Consider the following 25738-nt stretch of genomic DNA (forward strand, 5'->3'; position numbering starts at 1 on the left):
GCCCATGAATCTGCTTTCTGCTGCCGCCAAGGTTAGCTCCCTCACCATGCTCTCTAGGATCACCGGACTCCTCCGGGAGACCCTGATTGCCCGTAGTTTTGGGGCCTCTGAGTGGACGGATGCCTTTAATGTGGCCTTCAGACTGCCTAATTTACTACGCCGACTCTTTGCTGAAGGGGCCTTTTCTCAGGCATTTGTACCCATTTTGGGGGAAATTTCCAGCAAGGGTGACGTAAAACAGTCCCAAATCCTCGTAAATGCCGTTGCCACGCTCTTATTCTGGGCTTTGTTGCTTACGGTACTCCTTGGAGTGATCGGCGCCCCCTTGTTGATTTTGGTGATTGCTACAGGCTTTGAGGGCGGACCAGCATACGAGGCAAGCGTAGTCATGACCCGAATCATGTTCCCTTACATTGGCCTTATTTCCATGGTTTCTCTGTCAGCTGGGATCCTCAATACTTTTGGCCGCTTCGCCATTCCGGCGTTTACCCCAGTTTTACTCAATTTAGCCCTGATCGGCAGCGCCATATTTTTGGCGCCCCACTTGGATCAACCGATTTATGCCTTGAGCATTGGCGTGCTCGTGGGTGGCTTCTTGCAACTGGCGATTCAGGTTCCAGCGCTATCCCGCCTCGGCTTATTGCCTAAAGTAGGTCTCTTGCCAGGCGCCATCAAAGCAGCCATTCAAAATCCAGATGCAAGGCGCGTCATGAAACTCATGGGGCCTGCGGTGTTTGCAGTCTCTGTTGCCCAAATTTCTCTGATCATCAATACCAATATTGCTTCTCGCTTGCAAACCGGTAGCGTGTCTTGGCTCTCTTACGCGGATCGTCTGATGGAGTTTCCTACGGCCCTATTAGGCGTAGCACTAGGAACCGTCTTACTGCCAAGTCTCAGTAAAGCAAATGCAAAAAATGATTTAGTGCATGCTGGTGAACTTCTTATTTGGGGATTGCAGCTCACCTTTTTGCTAGCGGCCCCTTGCGCAATTGCTCTCTTTATTTTTGGTGAGCCACTAGCAGCGGTGCTGTATCACTACGGCAAGTTCAACGCCATGGATGTCCTAATGACACAGCGTGCACTAGCAGCTTATGGCGTTGGACTGATTGGTCTCATTTTGGTGAAGATCCTGGCTCCCGGCTTTTATTCACGACAAGATATCCGCACACCAGTGAAAATTGGTTTGTTGGTCTTGGTTGCGACCCAATTGGCTAATTTAGTTTTTGTTCCTTGGTTAGGCCATGCCGGCCTCGCCCTTTCCGTGGGTGCTGGTGCCTGCCTAAATGCAACGCTACTCTGGGTTGGCCTCCATCGTCGTGGCGCTCTACCTAGCGCTGCATGGTTAAAGTACTTAGGGCAGCTCTTACTTGCCTTAATTCCTTTTGCCTTTCTCTTGTATTACGCCGCTACTGCACACGATTGGATTGAGCTGCAATCTAGTCCATGGATTCGCATTGGATTAGTGGCTGCATGGCTAGCTGCTGCAGCTGTGGTTTATTTTGCAGCCCTATGGCTTGTTGGCATTCGCTGGCAAAAATTCCTGCGTCATGCAAAATAGCTTTTATGCCAACACAACAACTTGACTATTTCACATCCCTCGTAGCTGAGGACGAGCACTTCCCTTTAACTGAGGCGACGGTTGCGGTTGCACAACATGCTTATCCTGATCTGGATGTTCAAGGTGTTCTCGATCAGATCGATCAATGGGGCAATAAGTTGAAGCAACGCATTACTTCTGATACGCCACCGATTCAGCGCCTGCAATTGCTCAAGCATTTCTTTTACAACGAATTGGGATTTGGCCCCAATCCGAATGATTTTTACGCGCCCGAGAATTCTTATCTTCATCAAATCATTGAGAATCGCCGCGGCATTCCAATCTCATTGGCAATCTTGATGATGGAGCTTGGTCAGCAAATTGGTTTGAATATTCGCGGGGTATCTTTCCCTAATCACTTCATGATGCGCATCTCCTTACAACAAGGTGAAATCATCATGGATCCTTTGAATGGCGAGTCCCTCTCCAAAAATCAATTACAGGAAATGCTCGATCCTTACCTCGATGCCAAAGGCTATCGTGGTGAGCTCAGTCTGCCACTCAATATTTTCTTGCGCGCCTCTAGCTCTCGAGAAATCCTTTCTCGCTTTATGAGAAATCTCAAAATGATTTACTCCGAAGATGAGCGTTGGGAGCGTCTGCTGGGTATTCAAGAACGCCTTGTCATTTTGTTGCCAGAGTCAAGCGAAGAGGTTCGGGATCGTGGATTAATCTTCGCGCAACTAGAGTACGTTCGTCCTGCGATAGCCGACCTTCATCGCTACTTAAGTGAAATGCCTGGCGCAGAAGATGCAGCCGACATTCGTGAGCATATTGCCACGCTAGAGAGTCAAACAAAACTACATTAAGCAGTAGGCTCGTTAATCTCAATAGAGATTGCAGCATTTCATTCCTATAATGTCTTATGCAAACTGAACCTCACATTCAGCCTACGCATTTACCTCATCAGCCACCCATACTCTGTATTGTTGGCCCTACAGGCGCAGGCAAAACTCATCTCGCCATGGCTTTGGCAGAGCATGCCAAGCTCATAGGTAGAACCGTTGAAATCATCAGCATGGACTCTGCCCTGGTTTATCGCGGACTAGATATTGGAAGTGCCAAACCAAGCAAAGCAGAGCAGGCTGCGGTTCAACACCACCTGATTGATATCTTAGAGCCCACCGAATCCTATTCAGCAGCACGCTTTGCAAATGATGCTAAGCGACTATGCGAAGAAATTCGTGATCGTGGGAATATTCCCATTGTGGTGGGTGGCACGATGTTGTATTGGCGGGCCTGGGCCTATGGACTCTCTTCTTTACCGCCAGCAGATCCAGAAATCCGCTCCCGCCTCGATGAGCAAGGCAAATTGATTGGCTGGCCTGCGATGCATGCCGAACTCGCCAAAGTAGACCCCATCACTGCGGCACGTTTACAACCCAATGACTCACAACGGGTACAACGCGCTTTAGAAGTTTTTGAAATTACTGGCAAACCAATGTCGGAACTGCTCGCAGATGCGCCAAGCGAAGATGGCAGAGAAGGTTCAACTATTCCGGAGTGGATTGACCTCATTTCGCTCGAGCCCAGCGATCGCTCGCGCTTACATCAGAACCTAGAAAAAAGATTTGATGAAATGCTCATCGGAGGATTATTAGAGGAGGTTCAGCTGCTCAGAAAAAATCCAGACCTGCATGGTGACTTACCTGCGATTCGCTCTGTTGGCTATCGACAAGTCTGGGAGTTCTTATCCGGGGAAGTTGATCAGACTGAAATGCGCTACAAAGCACTCGCTGCGACTAGGCAGCTTGGTAAGCGGCAATTAACTTGGTTGCGTGCAATCGCTGGAAGAAAAACATTTGACCCATTTAACCCAAGCGAGTTGAATGCGGCCCTAGAGCACTGCAAGCAAAGCCTCAGCAAATAGGCTTTAGGCTTATTAAATAACGATGGTTTGTGGTGCGCCAGTTGGACGCTCTACAACCTCACCAACCGTCCATGCATGCAAACCTTCAGCCTTGAGAGATTGAATTGCAGCATCTGCCTGATCGGCAGACACAATGACCACCATACCAATACCGCAGTTAAATACACGCACCATTTCTGCATCGGCAACGCCACCCTTCATCTGCAACCAGCGGAAGAGTTCTGGCATTTGCCAGCTATCGCGATGTAATACAGCTTGCGTATTTTCTGGGAGAACACGCGGCACGTTATCCACTAAACCGCCACCAGTAATATGCGCCATGCCCTTTACATTGATCTCATTGATCAACTTCAACAGCTGCTTCACGTAAATTTGTGTAGGGGCCATCACCACATCACCCAATGAACGGCCACCTAAATCATCAGTTGGTTTTGCGCCGGCACGCTCAATAATTTTGCGAACCAATGAGTAACCATTGGAATGGGCGCCACTCGAAGCAATTGCCAACACCACATCACCCGGAGCAATCGTTGCACCAGTAATGATTTTGGATTTTTCAACAGCGCCAACAGCAAAGCCGGCTAAGTCGTATTCACCTGGAGGGTACATGCCAGGCATCTCAGCGGTTTCACCACCAATCAATGCGCACCCCGACAATTCACAGCCCTTAGCAATGCCACCAACGACAGTAGCCGCAGTATCGACAGTAAGCTTGCCGCATGCGAAGTAGTCTAGGAAAAAGAGGGGTTCAGCACCCTGAACCAAAATGTCATTCACACTCATTGCCACCAAATCCTGGCCGATCGTGTCATGGCGATTCCACTCAAAGGCTAATCTGAGCTTTGTGCCAACGCCGTCAGTACCAGATACCAATACTGGCTCTTTGTAGCGTTTTGGCACTTCAAACAGGGCACCAAAGCCCCCAATACCTGCCAATACGCCTTCGCGCATGGTTTTCTTAGCCAAAGGCTTAATGCGATCTACCAGATCGTCTCCAGCATCGATATCGACACCAGCGTCACGGTAGGAAAGGCCTTTTGCGGAAGAATTGGTAGTTGAGTTCATGGCAGAGATAGAAGATTAGTAAAAAACGCTACTTGGTCGGTAGAATCATTGAATTCTAGAGGATTCGAGCACGATGGCTGAAATTTTTACCCCTTTTCTAACCGCATTTATTCTGGCTTATGCCTTGCGCCCAGTTTGCTTGTGGCTTGAGGGGCATAAGCTACCCCGTGCAGCTGCAGCAGCGATTGCCATGATTCTGGGCCTGGGAGTGGTTTTTTTGATTTTGAGCCTGTTTATTACCCTCCTCAAAACCGAAATCCCCCTTATCAAGGCGCAATTTCCAGAATGGATTCAAAACACGCAAGCCTGGCTTGGGCCAAAACTGAGTGAATTTAATATCCATGTGGATTGGAGCACTCTAAAGTCCAGCGCCACCGAGAAAATTACGACGCATCTCAATGACAATTCCGATGCACTGATGACATCCACACTAGAGACGGTATTGATGTCTGGTAGTTCAGTAATTACCGGATTCGTAAATGCAGTGCTGACGTTATTTGTGATGTTTTATCTACTGATCGACTGGGATCATTTTTTTCAGTTACTGAAAAAAATTGTGCCTCTGAGAGCGCAAGATACAGTGCACCATTTAATCAAGCATGCTGATGGCTTACTCTCGCAATATCTGAGAGGCATGCTCATGGTGATTTCCATCATGTCTGTTTTTTATAGTACTGGATTAAGCATCATCGGAATTAAAGGCGCCGTGGCCTTAGGCGTATTCACCGCACTCATGATTGTGATTCCTTATATTGGCATTACCGTGGGATTCACCTTGGCCATCCTCGCAGCCCTTCTGCAATTTGGACCGGGTGGTGCAATCATTGGCGTGCTGGTGCTATACGGGCTGGGTCAATTCATTGAAGGCTTCTTCCTCACGCCACGCCTAGTGGGCGAGCGTATTGGCCTTCATCCAGTTGCCGTGCTATTTGCATTGCTACTGTTTGGAAACTTATTTGGCTTTTTTGGCGTGCTCCTAGCATTACCAATCAGCGCAGTCGGTTTGGTACTTTTGCAATATGGCTGGTCACGCTATACCCAAAGCTCTTGGTATCAAAAGTAAATTTCTGCAGCAATGAATAAGCCGTCACTACCAAAGCAGTTTGCGCTCGACATTGGTCATACACCCAAACCCAGTTTAAGTAATTTTTTGGCTGGAGAAAATCTTGCGCTGCACTCTGCTTTAGTAGCACTAGTCAAATCCTGGGAATCACACACTCCAAGATTGGTCAGCGAGAATCCCCTGAATCAACGCTGGATCTATTGGTGGGGGTCAGAAGGTTCTGGTCGCACCCACCTACTCGATGCAATTGGCAACGCAGCGCAACAATTGGGTTTGGAATACTTCCCCCTCACGCCCAATGAACCCATTTCCTGGGTTCGCCTGGAGGAAGGCCTACCCGCCCTCTGTGCAAGCGATAAACCCTCTGTAATCACCGTGGATGACGTGGATCGACTGGATGAGCGTTTGGTGGCCTCTTTATTTCGTATTCTGAATGCGATTCAGGGCAGCAAAGCGGTGCATATTTTTATGGCTGGCAATGCCGCCCCAGGCGCTTTAAGGCTTAGAGAAGACCTTCGCACCCGCCTGGGATGGGGCTTGATCTTTCAAACTCACCTTTTGGGCGATGATGAGAAAATAGAAGCCTTACAACAAGCGGCGCTAGCGCGCGGTTTAGTTTTATCCCCAGATGTATTGCCTTGGTTATTAAATCGCTTTTATCGCGATATGCCTAACCTCATGGCCTTAATTGATGCTTTGGATGCCTATTCACTAGAAACAAAACGTGCTGTCACATTACCTCTCGTACGAGAGCTGTTGCAGCCAAAATAAATTAATTCATATTCAATTCGTGACCCAATTAGCCCTTTTCGACCTAGATCACACATTACTCCCCTGCGATAGCGATTATGAATGGGGCCAGTTCTTGGCACGCATAGGCGTAGTAGATAGCAAATACTATGCACAGCAAAACGAACGCTTCTATCAAGATTACAAGGATGGAAAGCTCAACATCCAAGAGTTCCTTCGGTTTGCTTTAAAACCGCTCTCAGAACATTCTCGCGCGCAACTCAAAGAATGGCATGACGCCTTTATGCATGAAGTAATTACTGGTCAACTTCGTCAAGAGGCGATTGATCTAGTGAAGCGTCACCAAGATGCTGGCGATCTTTGCTGCGTTGTCACTGCAACCAATAGCTTTGTGACTAGGCCCATTGTTGAAAGTTTTGGCATAGAACATCTTGTAGCCACTGAACCTGCCACTGTGGATGACAACCCCCTCGCTGATTTCACTGGTGAAGTCAAAGGTATTCCGAGTTTCCGGGAGGGCAAAATTCAGCGAGTACACGATTGGCTTGCCACGCAAAATCACGCATTGGATCAGCTGCCACAAAGTTATTTTTATTCGGACTCGATGAATGATTTACCTCTCCTGGAAAAAGTCAGCAATCCTGTTGCCACCAATCCAGATACCCGCCTGCGTGAAGAAGCTACAAAACGCAACTGGCCCATACTTGAACTGTTTGCATGATTACCAAATTTATTAAACGTATTTTGCGTCGTGACCCCATGGTCAGACACACTGCCGTACATACCTCTGGCGCGCCCAAACGAATTCCTAAAAAATCTCACCGCATTGACCCGGCCTTACTCTCCAAAAATGCAGTGAAAGTAACCCAGACATTGCAACAAGCTGGCTATGAAGCTTTTATTGTCGGTGGTGCAGTGAGAGATTTAGCGCTAGGCATTGGACCTAAAGATTTTGATGTGGCAACCAATGCCACGCCTGAGCAAGTGCAAAAACTGTTTCGCAAAGCGCGCTTGATTGGTCGCCGCTTCCAGATTGTGCACGTCACTTTTTTTGGCAAAGGTCAACCTGAAATCATTGAGGTATCCACCTTCAGGGCCTTGCTGGAGAACGCTGGAGAACATGTCGCCGAAAATGGTCGCATCCTGCGTGATAACGTCTGGGGCAGCCAACATGAAGATGCTGCACGTAGAGATTTCAGTATCAATGCGATGTACTACGATCCCGCCACCGAGACCGTGCTTGACTATCACGGCGGTATGGCTGACATGCAGAAGAAAACATTACGCATGATTGGCGATCCCGCCAAGCGCTATCGCGAAGATCCCATCCGCATGCTGCGTGCGATTCGATTTGCAGCTAAAACGGGCTTTACTTTGGATGCGGCGACAAGTGCGCCTATCGCTAAATTGGGCAAGCTGATTCATGATGTTCCATCAGCCCGCCTCTTTGACGAAATCCTCAAGCTACTGATGTCCGGTTATTCATGGGCTGCGATTCAAGGTTTAAAAGATGCAGGACTACATCACGGGCTGCTTCCTTTACTCGATCACATCTTAGATAAGGGCGCGGATTCTAAAGAGGCAAATGATTTTGTGCGCATTGCACTAGCCAATACCGATCAACGCATTCAATCTGGCAAAAGTGTTTCAGCAGGCTTCTTGTTTGCCACCTTGCTCTGGCCAGACCTTCTCAGCAATTGGAAAAAGAATATCGCCAAAGGGATCTCCAATATTCCCGCATTACATGATGCGATGGATGAGACCATTGCCAGCCAAAGTAGCGGCATGGTGATCCAGCGTCGCTTCGAAAGCGATATGCGAGAAATCTGGTCTATGCAACCTCGCTTTGAAAAGCGTGTTGGACGTTACCCGTACCGCCTCATTGAGTCCCCTCGCTTTAGAGCGGGTTATGACTTTATGTTGTTGCGCTGCGCCACTGGCGAGAAAAGCCCATCCCTAGGTCAATGGTGGACCGACTTCATTGCTGCCGACCCCGCAGGGCAGGAAGCCTTGATGGCCAGCGTCAAAAATGAGGCAGGTAATAGCGCCTCCCCTGCAAAACGACGCCGCCGGAGAAAACCCAAGGCAGCTAGCCCAGCAGAAGCTTCAACAGACTAAGCAGACTTGAGAAAAATTCAGTAAAGTAGGCCCGATAGTTTCATGTAGTTTTCTCTTGTTTGGAATGAGCATGGCTCGAGCTTTTATTGGATTTGGCGGCAATATCGGTGACACACGTCAGCTCATTACTGACGCGATTGTGTGCCTCGCGCAGCGTTGCGAACTCCAAATTCTTGCCAAAAGCTGTTTCTACCAAAGCGCCCCTTTTCAAGCTGTTGGGGGTGACTACATCAATGCGGTCATTGAAATTGAAACGCAACTAAGCCCTTACGGCTTATTGCACGTCTGCCAAGCAGTTGAACAAGAATTTGGCCGTGAGCGGCCTTACACCAACGCACCTCGCACAATTGATCTGGACATCCTGGCATTTGAGGGTGTATCCCAAACAGATACAGAACTCACTATTCCCCACCCCAGAATCATTGAGCGCTCTTTTGTTCTCCTACCATTACTGGAAATTGCCCCGGATTTCTTTTTACCCAACTGGGGTGAGCTCAAGGCCTATCTACCCAACGTAGCTGACCAGCGCATCGAAAAACTCCCTTGCCGCAACTGTAATTGCGGTGAAAAAGACGTTTATAGCCAATCAGCGCATTAATTCATTAAACTCACGCCATGGGTTACTTACAAGGCGAAAAGCCAATCACAATCTCTAAACTCCTCTCCATGCATGCTGAGGGTGAAAAAATTTCGATGCTGACAGCATACGACTCCACCATGTCGGCCTTATTAAATCGCTGCGGGGTGGAAACTATCCTCATTGGGGATTCCTTGGGTAACGTGATTCAAGGTCACTCATGTACTACGCCAGTAACCGTTGAGCAAGTGGCATATCACACCGAATGTGTAGCCCGCGCCAACTCTCACGCCTTCATCATTGCCGATCTTCCTTTTGCCAGTTATGGTGATCCGGTTCAAGCCTTAGACTCGGCTGCAGAACTCATGCGTGCTGGTGCAGATATGGTCAAGCTTGAAGGTGGTGATTGGCAAATCGACATCATTCAATACCTTGTAGAGCGCAGTGTTCCTGTTTGTGCCCACCTGGGACTGCTGCCTCAATCTGTGCATCTCTTGGGTGGCTACAAGGTTCAAGGTAAATCAAAGGATGCCGCAAGCTTAATGTTGGAACAAGCGATTGCTTGTGAGCAAGCAGGTGCCCAGATGATTGTGCTCGAGGCCATCCCCTCTTCATTGGGCAGACTCATTACTGAATCACTTTCTATTCCTACCATTGGAATTGGCGCAGGGGCAGATTGCTCCGGTCAAGTGTTGGTATTGCAAGATATGTTGGGCATCAGCCCTGGAAAACCACCAAAGTTTGTAAAAAACTTTTTGGATGGTCATGCCTCAATTGAAGCTGCAGTCAAAGCCTATGTTCGAGAAGTGAAAACCGGAAAATTTCCCGGACCCGAACACGGCTTTGCTGGATAAACTTTACTAGCTAGCTAAAAAAACTCTTCACGCCATCAAACCAACCCTTTTGATGAGGGTTATGTTTGTCGCCACCAGATTTGAGGCTGTCATCAAACTTCTGCAGTAATTTTTTCTGCTCTTCAGTCAGCTTCACCGGCGTTTCAACGGCAACGTGAACGAAAAGATCACCTACCATCGTAGAGCGCAAACCTTTAATTCCCTTATTACGCAAACGGAATGTTTTTCCGGTCTGCGTTCCCTCAGGAATTGGAAACTCGACGCGCCCTGAAAGCGTTGGCACCTCAATATCACCACCAATTGTCGCGGTAGCAAAAGAGATCGGCATTTGCACATGCAGATCGCTACCATCGCGCTCAAATACCTTGTGGGGCTTCACTCTCACTTCGACATAGAGATCGCCAGATGGTCCGCCATTTACACCTGGCTCGCCGTTACCAACTGAGCGTACGCGCATACCATCATCAATACCCGCAGGGATTTTGATTTCGAGTGTTTTTTGTTCTTTGTGTTTACCGCTGCCATGGCAAGTCTTACATGGCTTCGGAATGTACTCGCCAGTGCCACGGCACTTAGGGCAAGTTTGTTGCATTGAGAAGAAGCCTTGCTGGACACGAACTTGGCCATGACCATCGCAAGTAGTACATCTCTCAGCTTTGCTGCCAGGCTCAGCGCCAGTACCGTGACATGGTTTGCAGTCACTCCAACTTGGCACTCGAATTTGCGTGGTGTAACCCTCAGCAGCTTGCTCGAGAGTGATTTCCATGTTGTAACGCAAATCGGCACCCTTATAAACCTGAGGTCCTGACTGACGTCCACCACCCTGGCCGAAGATATCGCCGAAGATATCGCCGAAAGCATCAGCAAATCCACCGCCAGCAAAGCCGCCGCCAAATCCACTAGACTGATCAACACCTGCATGACCGTATTGATCATAAGCAGCACGTTTGTTGGGATCGGTTAAGGTTTCGTAAGCTTCTTTAACTTCTTTAAATTGCGCTTCTGCTGTTTTGCTATCGGGGTTGCGATCAGGGTGATGCTTCATCGCCATTTTCCGATAAGCCTTTTTTAGCTCCTCATCGCTGGCACCTTTCGCAACACCAAGCACTTCGTAATAATCGCGTTTACTTTTAGGCACAAAATTCCTCTCAACAACCTGAATGACACAAGTCGGCACGAGGCCGACTTGTTATTGAAGTACTTCTAAACTACGTTAAATGGCTCTCAATTAAGGGATTATTTCTTGTCATCCACTTCTTTGAAATCTGCATCTACTACGTCAGCATCTGGAGCAGCCGCTTGCGCACCGCCAGGAGCTGCGCCAGGTGCAGCGCCACCAGCTTTAGCTTGTTCAGCAGCCATGGCTTTTTCACCCAACTTCTGACTTGCTTTACCTAAGGCTTCGGTCTTAGCTTCAATAGCAGCTTTATCGCTACCCTTGATTGCCTCATCCAAGTCTTTCAAGGCGGCTTCGATAGCTTCTTTCTCAGAAGCTTCTAAAGCGGAACCATGCTCTTCCAAGGCTTTCTTGGTTGAGTGAGCTAAAGCATCAGCGGTGTTGCGCGCCGTTACCAATTCCAACGCTTTTTTATCTTCATCGGCATTCGCTTCAGCATCTTTCACCATGCGCTGAATTTCTTCTTCAGTCAAACCAGAGTTTGCCTTGATGGTGATCTTGTTCTCTTTGCCAGTCGTTTTGTCTTTTGCAGTGACATGCAAAATACCGTTGGCATCAATATCAAAAGTCACTTCAATTTGTGGCATACCACGTTGTGCTGGAGCAATGCCTTCTAAATTAAACTCACCGAGCAATTTGTTGGCAGCAGCCATCTCACGCTCACCCTGGAAGCACTTAATTGTTACCGCAGGTTGGTTATCTTCCGCTGTGGAGTAAACCTGTGAATGCTTAGTAGGAATGGTTGTGTTCTTCGGAATCATCTTGGTCATTACGCCGCCCAAGGTTTCGATACCCAATGACAATGGGGTTACGTCCAAGAGCAATACGTCTTTACGATCGCCAGACAATACGGAGCCCTGAATCGCAGCACCAACAGCAACAGCTTCGTCTGGGTTCACGTCTTTGCGTGGCTCTTTACCAAAAATCTCTTTTACCTTGTCTTGCACAGCAGGCATACGAGTCTGACCACCAACCAAAATCACATCGTCGATGTCAGATACATTGACGCCAGCATCTTTGATTGCTGTCAAGCAAGGACCAGCCGTACGGTTGATCAACTCTTCTACCAAAGACTCCAACTTAGCGCGAGTCAGTTTCAAGTTCAAATGCTTAGGACCGCCTGCATCAGCAGTCACATATGGCAAGTTGATTTCAGTTTGCTGTGCAGATGACAATTCGATCTTAGCTTTTTCAGCAGCATCTTTTAAACGTTGCAATGCCAATACGTCTTTGCTCAAATCGACGCCTTGCTCTTTCTTGAACTCAGCAATGATCCAGTCAATGATGCGTTGGTCAAAGTCTTCACCACCCAAGAAGGTGTCGCCGTTAGTGGAGAGTACTTCGAACTGCTTCTCACCATCTACGTTAGCAATTTCAATAATGGACACGTCGAATGTACCGCCGCCCAAGTCATACACAGCGATCTTACGATCCACTTTGTCTTGCTTGTCGAGACCAAATGCCAATGCTGCAGCGGTTGGCTCGTTGATGATGCGTTTGACATCCAAACCAGCAATACGGCCAGCATCTTTAGTAGCTTGACGTTGGCTATCGTTGAAGTAAGCAGGAACGGTAATCACTGCCTCAGTCACTTCTTCGCCGAGATAATCTTCGGCTGTCTTTTTCATTTTGCGCAGAATTTCTGCTGATACTTGTTGTGGCGCCATTTTTTTATCACGCGCTTCAACCCAAGCATCACCATTGTCTGCTTGAACAATTTTGTAAGGCATCAAACCGATGTCTTTTTGCACTTCAGCATCAATAAACTTACGACCCATCAAACGCTTCACCGCGTAGATGGTGTTTTTAGGATTGGTAACTGATTGGCGTTTTGCGGGTGCGCCAACCAATACTTCACCGTCTTCAACGTAAGCAATGATGGATGGGGTTGTGCGAGCGCCTTCAGCGTTCTCAACAACTTTAGGTGCATTGTTTTCTACAACGGAAACGCACGAGTTTGTGGTTCCTAAGTCAATTCCGATAATCTTTCCCATAATGGCTCCAAAAATTAAGTTATGTGTAATTTCGTAATACTGCGAATAAATCGATATCCAATAAATGGGGTCAAAAAGAGGGAATTCAAGGGCTAAAAATGCAAAAAAGGCAGATTTCTGCCTTTTTATCCCGCTTCTTGGTGAAAAACCCCTAATTTAGGGGTTTAAATGACTTATTTCGGTGCGCTCACGGTTACCAAGGCTGGTCGCAAAATGCGATCGGCAATCGAATACCCCCTCTGGAGCACTGAAACCACGGTATTTGCCTCTTGATCAGATGGCACCGAAGCTATCGCCTGGTGGTGGTGCGGATCGAACTTGTCACCTACAGCAGGATTAATCTCCGTCATACGACCTTTTTCAAAGGCGGAAAGTAGCTGTTTTAGGGTAATTTCCAAGCCCTCTTTAAAGGCTTTGGCATCCACTGCCTCTGTATTCAAAGCGGCATACAGACTATCGGTAACCGGCACGAGATGCTCAGCAAAACTCTCAATCGCAAACTTATGGGCCTTAGAGACATCTTCAGCAGCACGACGACGAATATTCTCGCCTTCAGCCTTGGCGCGAAGATAGTTATCTTGCATCTCGGTGAGCTTTTGGTTTAACTCAGCAATCTCTTGCTCTGGAGTTTTGACTTCATCGGATACGGGCGCCGCATCAGCGCCACCCTCTGCTTGAGCAAGCGGCTCAATATTATCTTGCTCAGGGGATGGATTTTGATTTTCTTGGGTCATGGGTACAAATTCACTTTTCTATCAGAATGGCTACTTCTCAATGATATGGGGCTGATTCAGGTAATTTCAAGAGTGACGGAGTTTAAGCAATTCTGGCTTTAGCCAACTCAGCCAAGCGATCACGCTCCTGCAATACCGCATCAGACTCAACACCCAGACTCCAGCCAGATAAATGCTGCTGGGCAATCTCGTACATTGCATCAATCCATTTTGGATTGCTATTGAGGCACGGAATATAGCGATAGTCTTTGCCGCCATGCTCTAGAAAGATCTCGCGTGCTTCCATGGCAATTTCCTCCAATGTTTCCAAGCAATCTGCTGGAAATCCTGGGCAAAAAATATCGACTCGCTTGCAGCCTTGTTTGCCCAACTCCTCAATCATTGGAGCTGTGTACGGCTTGAGCCATTCGGCTTTACCAAAACGAGATTGGAAAGTTACTAGATACTGACCGGGCTCTAGACCCAAAGATTCGCCAAGTAAGCGACCAGTTTTTAAGCACTCGCAATGATAGGGATCGCCCTTCATCAGATTTCGCTTGGGCAAGCCATGGAAAGACATCACTAGACGATCACCAGAAGCGAAATCTGGGCGACCATCTTTATCCCATGCGGTTAATACTTGGTCGCGCAGCGCGCTAATGTAGGCAGGATTATCGTGATAGTGCTTTATCAAGCGCAGCTCAGGTTGGTTACGCCAAGTTCCGAGAACACGAAACACTTCATCAAAACTGGAAGCAGTCGTTGTTGCTGAATACTGCGGGTATAGCGGTAACAACAAAAGACGCTCCATACCTTGTGCCTGCAAGGCTTCCAAGGCTTGCTGTGTAGAAGGCTCACCATAGCGCATGGCTAAATCTACCAGCACCACCTCCCCATGATTAGCGAATTTCTCACCCAACTCTTTGGCCTGTAGGCGCGAGTAATGCATCAATGGGGAACCTAATTTTGGCAACCAAATAGAGGCGTATTTCTTTGCAGAAGCGCCACTACGAATCGGCAAAATAATGCCATTCAAAATGCACCACCAAATGATGCGAGGAATCTCTACAACACGAGGATCAGATAAAAATTCTTTGAGATAAGCCCTCACCGCTTTAGCGGTTGGCGCGGAAGGAGTGCCCAAGTTCAGCAATAGCACTGCTGTCTTGGTAGGGCGTAAATGGGGATTTTGGTTCAAGGAGGATCCGTCTTAATTAAAAAGAGCTAAAAAATGATTACTAAAGGTTTGTTGGGGAACTCAACGCGCCTGACAAGAGCTTAGAGGTGATATCAACGATCGGAATCACCCGATCGTATGCCATACGAGTTGGGCCAATCACACCAAGCGTTCCAACAACCTGTCCATCCACACTGTAGGGCGCACTAATGACCGCCAAATCTTCGTAAGGTAGCAAATCACTCTCGCCCCCAATAAAGATCTGAATACCATCAGCATGACTAGATACGTCCAGTAACTGCATGAGTACCGACTTTTGCTCCAGCATATCGAACATCTTGCGCAGCTTGTCTAAATTGGTACTGAGGTCACCGACATTGAGTAAACGACGCTCACCCGATAGCAGCATGTCTCCTTGGCCCATGCCGTAGTCACTCACACCACTGTGGAGCGCCAAGGCCATCAAGCCAGAGATATCGCTTCGCAAGTTATCCAGATCGGAGGCCAAATGTGCACGCACCTCAGCAAAGCTTTTACCGGCGAACTGCGTATTAATGTAATTGCCTGCTTCTACCAATTGGCTTGGGGTGTAGTCCTGTGTAGTAGGCAGTATGCGGTTTTGAACATCGCCTTCAGGAGTCACCATAATCAGCAAGATCTTGCCTTCACCCAGCCGCAAGAACTCGATGTGCTTGAATACTTGGGCCCGCTTCGGCGTCATCACCACCCCAGCAAAATGGGTCAAATTAGACAGAATTTGGGCGGCGGAGTTCATTACCCTTTGCGGAGAATCTGGCAAAAGGCCTTTTTCCATCTCACGGGTGGCAATTTCTTCTAGGGGGCGAACGGTCACCATCGTATCTACAAAGAGGCGATAACCTCTTGGGGTGGGTATGCGACCAGCCGAGGTATGGGGGCTAGTCACTAAGCCCATCTCCTCTAAATCCGCCATCACATTGCGAATCGTGGCCGCAGAAAGATCCAATCCCGAGAACCGCGATAGGGTACGTGAGCCAATAGGCTGCCCCTCTTCGATATAGCGCTCGATGAGGGTTTTCAGTAAGGCGCGTGAACGATCATCCATAGTGGAAGGGATTTTATGCGTATGGTTTAATCGTTATATGTTAAGCCCATCCCCAAATTCCAGCAAAAAGGCGTTTAGCCGGGTTGCACTCGTCGGCAAATATCAGGCCGACGGTATGCAAGAGCGCCTTAAAGACCTAGCCAGCCTTCTGGCCGAGCAAGGCTGTGAGGTTTTTGTCGAAAGCGCTACCGCAAGCCATTTGGGGCTAACTGCCTACCCAATCAAGAAAGTCGAGGAGTTTTCGGATGCCATCGATCTAGCAGTTGTTTTGGGTGGTGATGGCACGATGCTTGGGATTGGCCGTCAGTTGGCAGGCAGCAAAGTCCCTCTAGTTGGCATCAATATGGGTCGCTTGGGTTACATGACCGATATCCCAATTCAAAACGTTCAAACAGTCTTGCCGCAAATTATTGCTGGTGAATATGAAGCTGACACGAGGACCCTACTCGATGCAGTTGTCATGCGCAATGGCAAACAGATTAATCAAGCCCTCGCATTAAATGATGTTGTTGTAAATCGTTCCGGAATTTCAGGAATGGTCGAACTTGCAGTCCGCGTTAATGGCTCATTCATGTACAACCAACGCTCTGATGGCTTGATTGTATCGACCCCAACTGGCTCAACCGCCTACGCACTCTCTGCTGGCGGACCTATTTTGCATCCGCGCGTTGCTGGAATTCTGTTAGCCCCAATTGCCCCGCACTCTTTATCTAATCGCCCTATCGTATTGCCACAAGATATTGTGGTGAGCATTGGGGTGGTGGATGGCAGAGAGGTAATTGTGAACTTTGATATGCAATCGCAAACAGACTTGCAAACAGGCGACACTATTGAAGTTAGTCAGTCTCAAAAAACGATCACCCTACTTCACCCTCGCAGTCATAGTGATTACAAAACCTTGCGAGAAAAATTACATTGGAATGAGTATCCATCGACATTCTGATGTCGAAATTTTCGGTACGCTAAGGCATGCTTCAAACACTATCGCTTCGCGACTTTGTCATTGTTGACCAGCTAGAGTTAGATCTTTCCTCAGGCTTCACAGTCCTCACCGGTGAAACCGGTGCTGGTAAATCAATCCTCTTAGATGCGCTCAGCCTAGTATTAGGTGAACGTGCGGATAGCAGCCAGATACGCGAGGGCTGCAACCGAGCGGAAATCAGTGCCCTCTTTCGAATCGATCCCCAGCTAATCCAGCACTTTAATCAATGGTTGGATGAGCAAGGCTTTCCGATTGATGATGAAGGACAAACCCTACTACTCAAAAGAACTGTAGAGAGCAATGGCCGCAGCCGCGCGTTCGTTAATGGCAGCGTAGCAACCTTGGCTCAACTACGTGAGGCAGGCGATCAGTTGGTGGATATTCATGGGCAACATGCACATCAATTGCTACTTAAAGGCGGTGCACAACGTGAGCTACTAGATCGCCACGCAAATCACATGGATCTGGTTGCCGAGGTCTCTCAACTATTTAAAACCCTCAATGAATCACGTCGCAAGCTAGAGCAAGCTGAAAATGCTGGGCAAGATATCGAGCGTGAACGTGAGCGTCTGGAATGGCAGCAAGAAGAACTGAGTGAACTCTCTCCACAAGAAGGGGAATGGGCGGCCATTCAAGGTGAGCATGCTCGCCTAGCAAACGGGGCAAAAATTATCAGTGGCTGCCAAGAAGCAATTGATGTTCTCAGCGATGCTGATAACTCGGTAGAGTCCATCCTCTCTAAAGCCAGCACCAATATGAGTGCATTAGCAGAACATGACGCTACATTGAGTGCTATTAGCGAAGCATTGGAGTCTGCACAAATCCAGATTGATGAAGCAGTGCATAGCCTTAATCGCTACTTACAAAAATTGGACTTAGATCCAGCCCACCTTAGTGAAGTTGAGGAGCGTATGCAAGCTCTCCATGGTGCCGCAAGAAAATATCGCACTGAAGCAGATGATTTACCAAAACTACTTCTAGATACTACAGAGCGTTTAGAGGCATTAACAGCCTCACAAAATATTGAGGCATTACGAGAAAAAGTAAAGCAGGAAGAACTTGCCTACCTGAAACAAGCAAAGCAACTCACACAAAAGCGCAACAAAGCCGCGCTGGATTTAGGCAAGCAGGTTACCGCTGCTATGCAAGACCTATCGATGGCAGGCGGGCAACTGGAAATTGCCTTGCAGCCCTTAAACGAAGGCGGTGCTCACGGTCTTGAGCAAATTGAGTTTTTGGTTGCGGGCCATGCTGGCAGTACCCCGCGCTCACTAGCAAAAGTAGCTTCCGGCGGCGAATTGGCTCGCATCAGCCTAGCCATTAGCGTCATCACTAGCAAGGCGGCATTTACCCCAACTCTGATATTTGATGAGGTCGATGCTGGTATTGGCGGCGCTGTTGCAGAGACGGTTGGCAAGTTATTGCGTCAACTAGGCGAATCGCATCAAATTCTCTGCGTGACCCATTTGCCACAAGTAGCTGCGCAAGGAAATCACCACCTGAAAGTCAGCAAATCCCAGGAGGGTGATACAACTCTTTCCCAGGTCATGCCACTAGGTAGATCTGAGCGAGTAGAGGAAGTGGCTCGTATGCTGGGCGGAGCAACCATTACCGACACCACACGCCGACATGCGAGAGAACTGCTAGAGCAACATTAAGTTTTCAAGTGTTCGATGGCGCAAGAAATATCTCTTGCCATAAAGCTAACACCACTTCTCTTGCTTTAACCAATTGAGGTTCAAGCTCCAAATCTACCCGTGTCTTTTCAGCGCCATCTAAACGCAAACGATGTTGACGCGCTCGCAGCAAGCGATAAGCATCCCCGACCTCTTGAGCCATAGAAGCTTGAATTAAACCTACCTCTCCAGCAATTCTGAGCAAGGCGATATTACCTAGATTGCCGATCAGTTGTGGGTGGGTATTTGAAAATGCCAAGACTAAAAACTGTACGATAAATTCAATATCGACCATACCGCCGGCATCATGCTTTAAATCAAAATCAGGTGTCGGATTTGGATGTCCAGCATGGACCTTTCGACGCATTTCTAAAATCTCATGGCGGAGCTGATCAATATCACGCTTTTGGCTTAAGACTTCAAAACGCACATCATCAAAGAATGCTCCAACCCCTTTACTTCCCGCAGAGAACCTTGCGCGCGTTAGGGCTTGATGCTCCCAAACCCATGCAGCATTATCACCTTCACGTAGTTGGTATTTTTTAAACGCATCGGCATTGGTTACTAAGAATCCTGCAGAACCGTTTGGGCGAAGACGTGTATCGATTTCAAACAGGCTACCGGCAGATGTGTAAGCTGTCAGCCAATTGATCATGCGCTTGGCTAGTAAGGCGTAAATTTCTTGAGCAGCAAAATCCGTTTCCTCGGCTTGATATAAAAAAACCAAATCCAAATCGGAGGCATATCCCAATTCTTTACCGCCCAACTTTCCGTAGGAGATCACCGCAAAGGGTGCGGCCGCATCAAGATGTAACCCAAACTTCTTAGCAACGCTAGGCCATACACGCTCAAAAGTAGTCTGCAATATTAAGTCGGCTAAAGCGGATAAATGATCGCTAACCTTCTCGACTGAAAGCTCATGATCAACACCAATTCCCAAATCAGCCAACAGAGTGATGAATGTTTCGGTATGGTGGGTAATGCGCAAAATATCCATGGCCTGCTCTGAGCCATCGCCATCAGCCATCACGTCATCCAAACGCATTTCTAATGTGGCTTTTACTTCCCGCCAATATTGCTCAGGATGTTCAATAAGCGCTTTTTCGGTGCGTGAGTTCAGCAGATAATCCAGGAGGTGGGGGTGCCTAGTTAAATACTCCGCACCCCACTGAGAGGCCTTGAGCAAAGCCAATACATTAGATAGCGCCTGCGGATACTCGGAAAGAATCGACAGATATGCACTGCGCCGAGCAACCGCCTCTAATAAATCAAAAAAGCGAAGCAAGGTCTGGTCTGCACTAATTCCTGTAGGCTGATCTGCTTGCAAACTATCTGCAGCTTTACGAATCAGATTATTAAAAATGATTCTGCTTTTCTCTGGCAACTGTCTTTGCTTGGAGCTATCAGCCCAAGACAGCCAGCGAGCTGCAGAATCTGGGAACACCTTTCCGTCCGGCTCCCATCCAGCCGGTAAGGAGGTATTGTCTAGACGTGCAGCATCATCAAGTACAAATGCTTTTTCAAAATACTGCGCTACTGCCGCTTGATGTTTATCGAGCTCCGACATGAAGGCATCTTGCCCTTGAACTTGATTGGGGCCAATCATGCTTGCAGCTAAGCGAGTGCGCGCACCTTCATCCTCAGGTAAATAGTGGGTCTGCTGATCTTCCCAAACCTGAATACGGTGCTCTAAGCGGCGCAAGTATATATAAGCCGCCTTCAGATCTTCCACCTCACCAGCAGGCAGAATTTCTTTTTGCTTGACCAAGTCCAAAACTTCTAGAGTAGGACGAATGCGAAAACGCGGATCCGTACCTCCGCGCATTAACTGAAACATTTGCGCCAAGAATTCAATCTCACGAATGCCGCCACGGCCCAACTTAATATCCCTGGATCGACCATGATGATTGGAGGAGCGCTTCTCAGCTTCATGCTGTATCTGCGCATGCAATTCTCGGATGGATGCAATCACACCATAATCTAGGTGTCGGCGATAGACAAAAGGACGAATGAGTTGATCCAGCTCCCGCTCGCAATGAGTAAAAGCCGGTGATTCCGGTAAAGGCGCAATCAACCTTCCCTTAATCCAAGCGTAGCGCTCCCACTCCCTGCCTTGTACTAGGAGGTACTCTTCGAGCATATCGAGACTACAGACTAAGGGGCCAGAATCTCCATTGGGTCTCAGGCGCATATCCACCCGAAATACAAAACCATTTGCATCATGCTCTGCTAATAGCTTTATCAAACGCTTGCCCATTCGAGTAAACCACTCGTGATAAGAGAGGCTCTTAGGTCCGCCTTGCGTATCCCCTTCATGCTCATACAAAAAGATCAGGTCGATATCAGAGGAAAGATTGAGCTCTAAGCCACCCAACTTACCCATACCCACCACCATCAAAGGCATCTCTGAATCAGTGACCTTGCTCCAAGGCAAACCAAAGCGACGCTGCAGGTCTTCGCGAATATAGGCAATCGATAGTGCTACCACCTCCTCAGCAAAGTGACTGAGTGCATGCGTCACCTCACCAAGACTGGCCATACCATTGAGATCTCGGAAGGCAATCCAGAGCATGAGGCGCTGCCTCGCCAACCTCAGATCAGCCATAAATTGAGCCTCATCCTGGTCTGGAACTGCCAAAGCATCACGACAAGGCCTCAATAGATCCCTAATTCCGGCAACATCTACTTTGCAAGAGCCCTGTAAACAAAGCCACTCTACCCATTCAGGGCGAGAATGAAGCCAACGTTGAGCGTAGCTGGAGTGCTGCTTTAGAAATTCAATTTGGGCAGGAAAGCTGGTCATTTCTCTATATTAATCCGACTCTAAATTGAAACCGCAGAAGCTTGGCGAGTAAGCAAGGGCTGACGGATAATAGAGCCCATGCTTCGAAATATCATCCGGACTCGCCTGCAAAGCGTACTTCAAAAACGTCCACCAGGTTCTGGCGGTCGTTGGCGTAAGCGTGCACTCATTCTTGCTGGCATCACCGTGGCTTTTTTTGTACTTGGCCATCTTGGGGTGCGCTTCATTCTCTGGCCTCAGATCGAAAAATCTAAGCCCACACTAGAGCAGTTGATGAGTACGCGCTTAGGTGCCAATATCACGATGGACGACGTACAAGTATCTTGGACTGGAATTCGTCCGAGTTTTGCAGTTCAAGGATTGAGATTTAACAGCACAAAAACATCAACCCCACCCCTATTTATTCAAAACATCAAGGGGCAGCTTAGCTGGCTATCTTTTTATCACTTAGCCCCGTACTTTCATGAGATCACATTTGATCAAATTGAACTTTACGCACAACGAGATGCAAAAGGTGCAATCTCGATTGCTGGAATTCCTATTCACAGCAAAGAAGATGATTTTTCTGCCGAGAATTGGTTGCTCGCCCAAAACGACATAAAAATTAATAACGCTAAAGTTTTTTGGGAAGACCAGCAAAGTCGAAAGCTAAAGACTTCAGTTAATGTTCAAAGTATCCATCTAACAAATGGTATTCGCAGACATGAGGGTCAATTAATTGCTCAGACCCCTTGGAGCCCAAACACGATCCGTCTACAAGCTGACTTTGTGCATCACCTTGGCGGACAAGAAGGAGATTGGCGAGATTGGATCGGCAGTTTTTCATGGGAGCTTGATGAACTCAACCTCAGCCAAATTTCCAAGGATCTTAGCCTTCCACTCTCTGACCTCGGCGGCAATGTCAGCACTAAGGGCAGTATCAAACTCGATAGCGGGAAAGCTGATGGCGGACAAATCTTTTTGGCAGCCGACAATCTCCGAGTCCAATTAAATAAAGGTGAAGATCCCCTTGAGTTCGGCAGGTTGGAAACCAATCTAGTACAAGGAATAGATGGCGGCCTAAATTCCATCACAACAAAAACTTTGGCATGGCGCAATATCGACAGCCCCAGCACCGCCCCTCTTGAAAAATTAAGCCCCATAACTTTCCGCTGGCGCACACCAAAAGATGGTGGCGAGATCACAGAGTTCGGCTTTTCCTCACCCAAAATACAAGTAGAAGATATTGCACTCTTTGCACTCAATCTTCCTCTGCCGAAAAAAATACATCAGTGGATCAAGATTTCTAAGGCAGATGGCGAGCTGGAGAACTTAGATATCAATTGGTCTGAAAAAAAATCTGCTTTATCGACTTTACCAATTCCGGGAAATTGGTTTTCCGCCAATAGGCTTGATTACACCATCAGCGCAAAACTCAATGAGATCAGCTTTGCCGGAGTGAATAATTCGATGCCATCAGCATCGAATTTGTCCGGCACCTTAGTCGGCGATCAGAAGCAGGGTAGCTTCACGCTTGATTCTATAAACCTTGAATTGGAGATGAATGATTTTTTATCTGATCCCGAGATTCAATTAGACCGCGCAAAAGGCGCCATTAGTTGGTCCAAGCAAAAAGGTGGCTGGCTCATTAATGCCAAGAAAATGCAGTTGAGCAACCCCGAAATAACCACTAATTTTGATCTCAGCTACCTTATTGGGGCGCCTAAGCAACCCGATCAAATGACGTTGGATATGGAATTCGTTAAGGCCAAATTAGCGACAGCTCATCGCTATCTACCCGTTGGAATGGATAAGGATAGTCGCGTCTATCTCAGTAAATCTTTTGAGGCTGGAGAGATTCAGAATGGTTCTCTCCACATCAAGGGAGATCCTGATCAAGTACCCTTCCCCACAGGAACAACTGGCGAACTTACTCTTCATTTGCCTTTTTCAAAAGCCATCTTTAAGCCGGCACCCTTATTGCCAAGAAGCAAAGGGGTTTGGCAAGCCTTCAACAATGTCAGCGGTAACATTGACATGAAGCAAGCAATTTTGAATGTTGATATCGATAAAGCCAACTACAAAAAAGTGGTGCTTACGAATGTCAAATCACAAATCCCTAATCTCAGCGCCAAAAATTTGACCTTACTCATTGGCGGCTCTGTTGAGGGTGAGGGCTCGGAAATCTTGGACTATCTATTTGCGTCTCCAGTAGGAGTACGGCAAGCCAACCTAGCCAAGAACTTCACATTACAGGGTCCAATTAGTCTGGGTCTTGATTTAAAAATTCCACTCTCCGGAAATGATGATGTTAATTTCGATGCAAAAATTAACCTCACCGGAAATCAAGCTCAATGGGGGCAAACTCCCCCACTCCAGAACCTAAAGGGCAAGATACGTATCACCGAAGTCAATCCTGAGTTTGAAAATGTCACTGCAAACTTTTTAGGCGGAGCCTTGAAAATTGCAAGCGCACCTTCCACAGCAGGAAATACTAGCTTCACTATTGGAGGTGACATTAATGCAAGCTTCATCAAAGATTACATTTCAGGAAATTTAAAATCTCCAGCTCATCCAGCACTACTAACTGCAATGGGCGGATCAGCTAAATACGAAGGCTTGATCAACTTTAATAAAGCAGGAAGTCAAACCGATCTGAAAATCGATTTACGCAATTGGGTGAGCTCTGCCCCCGCTCCCGCCAAGAAATTAGCAGGGACCCCCATGCTGGGCGAGCTTAACTTAAGAACTCACACAGCAGGTAAAAATAGTCCAGTGCGCGCAGATTGGTCGGGGAAATTGGGCGATCAATACTTCCTTCAAGGAAATCTCAACTTCGCGAATGAAATCAAAAACGCCATAGGAGTTGGGTCCCCAGCGCCGCCGCTACAACCAGGTACTTCCCTTCATTTAGCAAGCAATGAACTCGATCTTGATGAGTGGGTTGAGTTTTTGGGTAAAGGAAGGCCAACAAATAAAGTGAGTGGGGCTAAACAGTCTGAAGCACCTGAGGAGGATGTCCAAATATCCGCTCAAGTAAAGAAATTAATTGCTCTAGATCGCGAATGGATGGATGTCAGCATGCAGTCCCAGAAAAGAAACATGGTCTGGCAACTGAGACTAAATGCACCTCAAATTGCCGGACAAGCGCAATGGCACCCCAGCAGCAGCGAACATCCGAGCGGATTGCTTGCTGGAAAACTTGCACGCTTGAAAGTACCAGATCAGCGCATAGCTCCAGACTTACTCAATAAGGAAGATGGTCCACAAAAACCATCTCCACTGAAGACCCCCGTCAGCCCCAATGCGATTCCCAGTTTAGATTTAGTAATTGATGACTTGAGTTGGACCAAGGCAAAACTGGGTACAGCAAAGATTAAATCCAAAACTAGTCAGGATCTCATTAAGGTCGAGTCTATTCAGATTAATAATCCCCAAGGCAACTCCACCATCAAAGGTCAATGGAGCGCCAAAACTCCAAATGTCGCGGAACAGAGTGCTTTCACTGCGAATGTGAATATCCAAGATGCTGGACAAATCATTTCGCATTGGAGTAACTCTAAATCGGTGGAAGGCGGAGAAGGAAAACTCAATGCTTCACTCTCATGGTCTGGATCACCCTTTTCACCAGCCTATGATTCACTGGCCGGCGATGTCAGCATCAATCTGGCAAATGGTCGCTTGCTCGAAGTCAATTCCGATGGCGCGAAATTGCTGGATGTCTTGAGCCTACAAAGCTTGTTTAAGTTTGCCACTTTGGACTTAAAAGGCAGTCTGGGCAACTTGGTCACCAAGGGTACGCCATTCAACTCAATTAATAGCAATTTTGAGGTCGCGCAAGGAATTGCACAAACTAAACAATTCACGATGATTCTGGATCAGGCCCGTGTTGCAATGACAGGGCAAATTAATGTGCCCAAAGAGACCCAAGATTTACGCATTACCATCTTCCCAACAATTGATGCCACAGCCGGATCACTGGCGGCATTTGTGATTAACCCGATCATTGGTCTAGGAGCAGTCGTAGGCCAATACCTCATTACCAATCAAATTAATCGCAATATGCAAACAGATTATCTGATTCAGGGTTCTTGGGATAATCCAGAAGTGATCCCGCTCGATCAGAAGGGCCAACCGCTTGATGCAAAAACCCTAGAAACAATTCGCACTAAAAATCTTTTGAAAGAGCAAACTAAACCTAGTACGCCAAATTCTGCACCCGCAAGTCCACCTGTAAATCAAAACATCTCTAATTAAAT

19 protein-coding genes are annotated in these 25738 nt (G+C 47.6%); 12 read left to right on the forward strand and 7 right to left on the reverse strand.

Annotation, left to right across the window (positions count from 1 at the left end; genetic code table 11):
- Positions 1 to 4: 4 nt before the first annotated feature.
- Genes murJ through miaA form a run of 3 tightly spaced genes read left to right on the forward strand, consistent with a single transcriptional unit; the run spans position 5 to position 3467 of the window.
- Positions 5 to 1558: a murein biosynthesis integral membrane protein MurJ gene (gene murJ, locus A2X74_RS02060; RefSeq protein WP_293628540.1), complete on the forward strand. Its 1554-nt coding sequence runs from the start codon at positions 5 to 7 to the stop codon at positions 1556 to 1558.
- A 5-nt stretch (positions 1559 to 1563) separates the two neighbouring features.
- Positions 1564 to 2406 (forward strand): tetratricopeptide repeat protein, encoded by an 843-nt coding sequence (locus A2X74_RS02065; protein ID WP_293628538.1) that lies wholly within the window; start codon positions 1564 to 1566, stop codon positions 2404 to 2406.
- Positions 2407 to 2462: 56 nt separating this feature from the next.
- A complete protein-coding gene (gene miaA / locus A2X74_RS02070; protein WP_293628536.1) occupies positions 2463 to 3467 on the forward strand; it encodes a tRNA (adenosine(37)-N6)-dimethylallyltransferase MiaA in 1005 nt (334 codons plus the stop codon).
- A 12-nt stretch (positions 3468 to 3479) separates the two neighbouring features.
- Here the strand turns inward: miaA and purM are convergent, their stop codons facing one another.
- Positions 3480 to 4532: a phosphoribosylformylglycinamidine cyclo-ligase gene (purM, locus tag A2X74_RS02075; protein ID WP_293628534.1), complete on the reverse strand. Its 1053-nt coding sequence runs from the start codon at positions 4530 to 4532 to the stop codon at positions 3480 to 3482.
- Positions 4533 to 4605: 73 nt separating this feature from the next.
- Between purM and A2X74_RS02080 the strand changes: the two genes are divergently transcribed.
- The 6 genes from A2X74_RS02080 to panB all read left to right on the forward strand — a co-directional run bounded on the left by A2X74_RS02080 (position 4606) and on the right by panB (position 9894).
- The gene (locus tag A2X74_RS02080; protein ID WP_293628532.1) at positions 4606 to 5595 is read left to right on the forward strand and encodes an AI-2E family transporter; all 990 of its coding nucleotides are present in this window, start codon (positions 4606 to 4608) and stop codon (positions 5593 to 5595) included.
- 12 nt (positions 5596 to 5607) lie between these two features.
- Positions 5608 to 6366, forward strand: coding sequence for a DnaA regulatory inactivator Hda (gene hda, locus A2X74_RS02085; RefSeq protein ID WP_293628530.1), 759 nt, complete (start codon positions 5608 to 5610; stop codon positions 6364 to 6366).
- 19 nt (positions 6367 to 6385) lie between these two features.
- Positions 6386 to 7066 (forward strand): HAD family hydrolase, encoded by a 681-nt coding sequence (locus A2X74_RS02090; protein WP_293628528.1) that lies wholly within the window; start codon positions 6386 to 6388, stop codon positions 7064 to 7066.
- Entirely contained in the window at positions 7063 to 8463 is a 1401-nt protein-coding gene (pcnB, locus tag A2X74_RS02095) for a polynucleotide adenylyltransferase PcnB (protein ID WP_293628526.1), read from the forward strand. Before A2X74_RS02090 ends, pcnB begins: the two co-directional genes overlap by 4 nt.
- Before the next feature lie 70 nt (positions 8464 to 8533).
- Complete coding sequence (folK, locus tag A2X74_RS02100) at positions 8534 to 9061, forward strand: 2-amino-4-hydroxy-6-hydroxymethyldihydropteridine diphosphokinase (RefSeq protein ID WP_293628524.1); 528 nt, start codon at positions 8534 to 8536, stop codon at positions 9059 to 9061.
- A gap of 17 nt (positions 9062 to 9078) precedes the next feature.
- A complete protein-coding gene (gene panB / locus A2X74_RS02105) occupies positions 9079 to 9894 on the forward strand; it encodes a 3-methyl-2-oxobutanoate hydroxymethyltransferase (protein ID WP_293628522.1) in 816 nt (271 codons plus the stop codon).
- 10 nt (positions 9895 to 9904) lie between these two features.
- Here the strand turns inward: panB and dnaJ are convergent, their stop codons facing one another.
- The 5 genes from dnaJ to hrcA form a co-directional block, all read right to left on the reverse strand.
- Positions 9905 to 11032 (reverse strand): molecular chaperone DnaJ, encoded by a 1128-nt coding sequence (gene dnaJ / locus A2X74_RS02110; RefSeq protein ID WP_293628520.1) that lies wholly within the window; start codon positions 11030 to 11032, stop codon positions 9905 to 9907.
- A 98-nt stretch (positions 11033 to 11130) separates the two neighbouring features.
- Positions 11131 to 13065 carry a molecular chaperone DnaK gene (dnaK, locus tag A2X74_RS02115; RefSeq protein ID WP_293628518.1) on the reverse strand — a complete coding sequence of 645 codons (1935 nt, stop codon included), beginning with the start codon at positions 13063 to 13065 and terminating at the stop codon, positions 11131 to 11133.
- Between the two features lie 173 nt (positions 13066 to 13238).
- Positions 13239 to 13799 (reverse strand): nucleotide exchange factor GrpE, encoded by a 561-nt coding sequence (gene grpE / locus A2X74_RS02120; protein ID WP_293628516.1) that lies wholly within the window; start codon positions 13797 to 13799, stop codon positions 13239 to 13241.
- An 82-nt stretch (positions 13800 to 13881) separates the two neighbouring features.
- On the reverse strand, positions 13882 to 14976 hold the full coding sequence (gene hemH / locus A2X74_RS02125) for a ferrochelatase (protein ID WP_293628514.1): 1095 nt from the start codon (positions 14974 to 14976) through the stop codon (positions 13882 to 13884).
- A gap of 40 nt (positions 14977 to 15016) precedes the next feature.
- Positions 15017 to 16039, reverse strand: a complete 1023-nt coding sequence (gene hrcA, locus A2X74_RS02130; RefSeq protein ID WP_293628512.1) for a heat-inducible transcriptional repressor HrcA — start codon at positions 16037 to 16039, stop codon at positions 15017 to 15019.
- Between the two features lie 37 nt (positions 16040 to 16076).
- Between hrcA and A2X74_RS02135 the strand changes: the two genes are divergently transcribed.
- Positions 16077 to 16982 carry an NAD kinase gene (locus A2X74_RS02135; RefSeq protein WP_293628510.1) on the forward strand — a complete coding sequence of 302 codons (906 nt, stop codon included), beginning with the start codon at positions 16077 to 16079 and terminating at the stop codon, positions 16980 to 16982.
- A 26-nt stretch (positions 16983 to 17008) separates the two neighbouring features.
- Positions 17009 to 18679, forward strand: coding sequence for a DNA repair protein RecN (gene recN / locus A2X74_RS02140; protein WP_293628508.1), 1671 nt, complete (start codon positions 17009 to 17011; stop codon positions 18677 to 18679).
- A 4-nt stretch (positions 18680 to 18683) separates the two neighbouring features.
- Here the strand turns inward: recN and glnE are convergent, their stop codons facing one another.
- Positions 18684 to 21500 (reverse strand): bifunctional [glutamate--ammonia ligase]-adenylyl-L-tyrosine phosphorylase/[glutamate--ammonia-ligase] adenylyltransferase, encoded by a 2817-nt coding sequence (gene glnE / locus A2X74_RS02145; RefSeq protein ID WP_293628506.1) that lies wholly within the window; start codon positions 21498 to 21500, stop codon positions 18684 to 18686.
- A gap of 78 nt (positions 21501 to 21578) precedes the next feature.
- On the opposite strand from glnE, the gene A2X74_RS02150 reads away from it, so the two are divergent.
- Complete coding sequence (locus A2X74_RS02150; protein WP_293628504.1) at positions 21579 to 25736, forward strand: YhdP family protein; 4158 nt, start codon at positions 21579 to 21581, stop codon at positions 25734 to 25736.
- The last annotated feature ends 2 nt before the right edge of the window (positions 25737 to 25738 follow it).

It is taken from the genome of Polynucleobacter sp. GWA2_45_21 (assembly GCF_001830325.1).
In the GTDB taxonomy this organism is placed as follows: Bacteria; Pseudomonadota; Gammaproteobacteria; order Burkholderiales; family Burkholderiaceae; genus Polynucleobacter.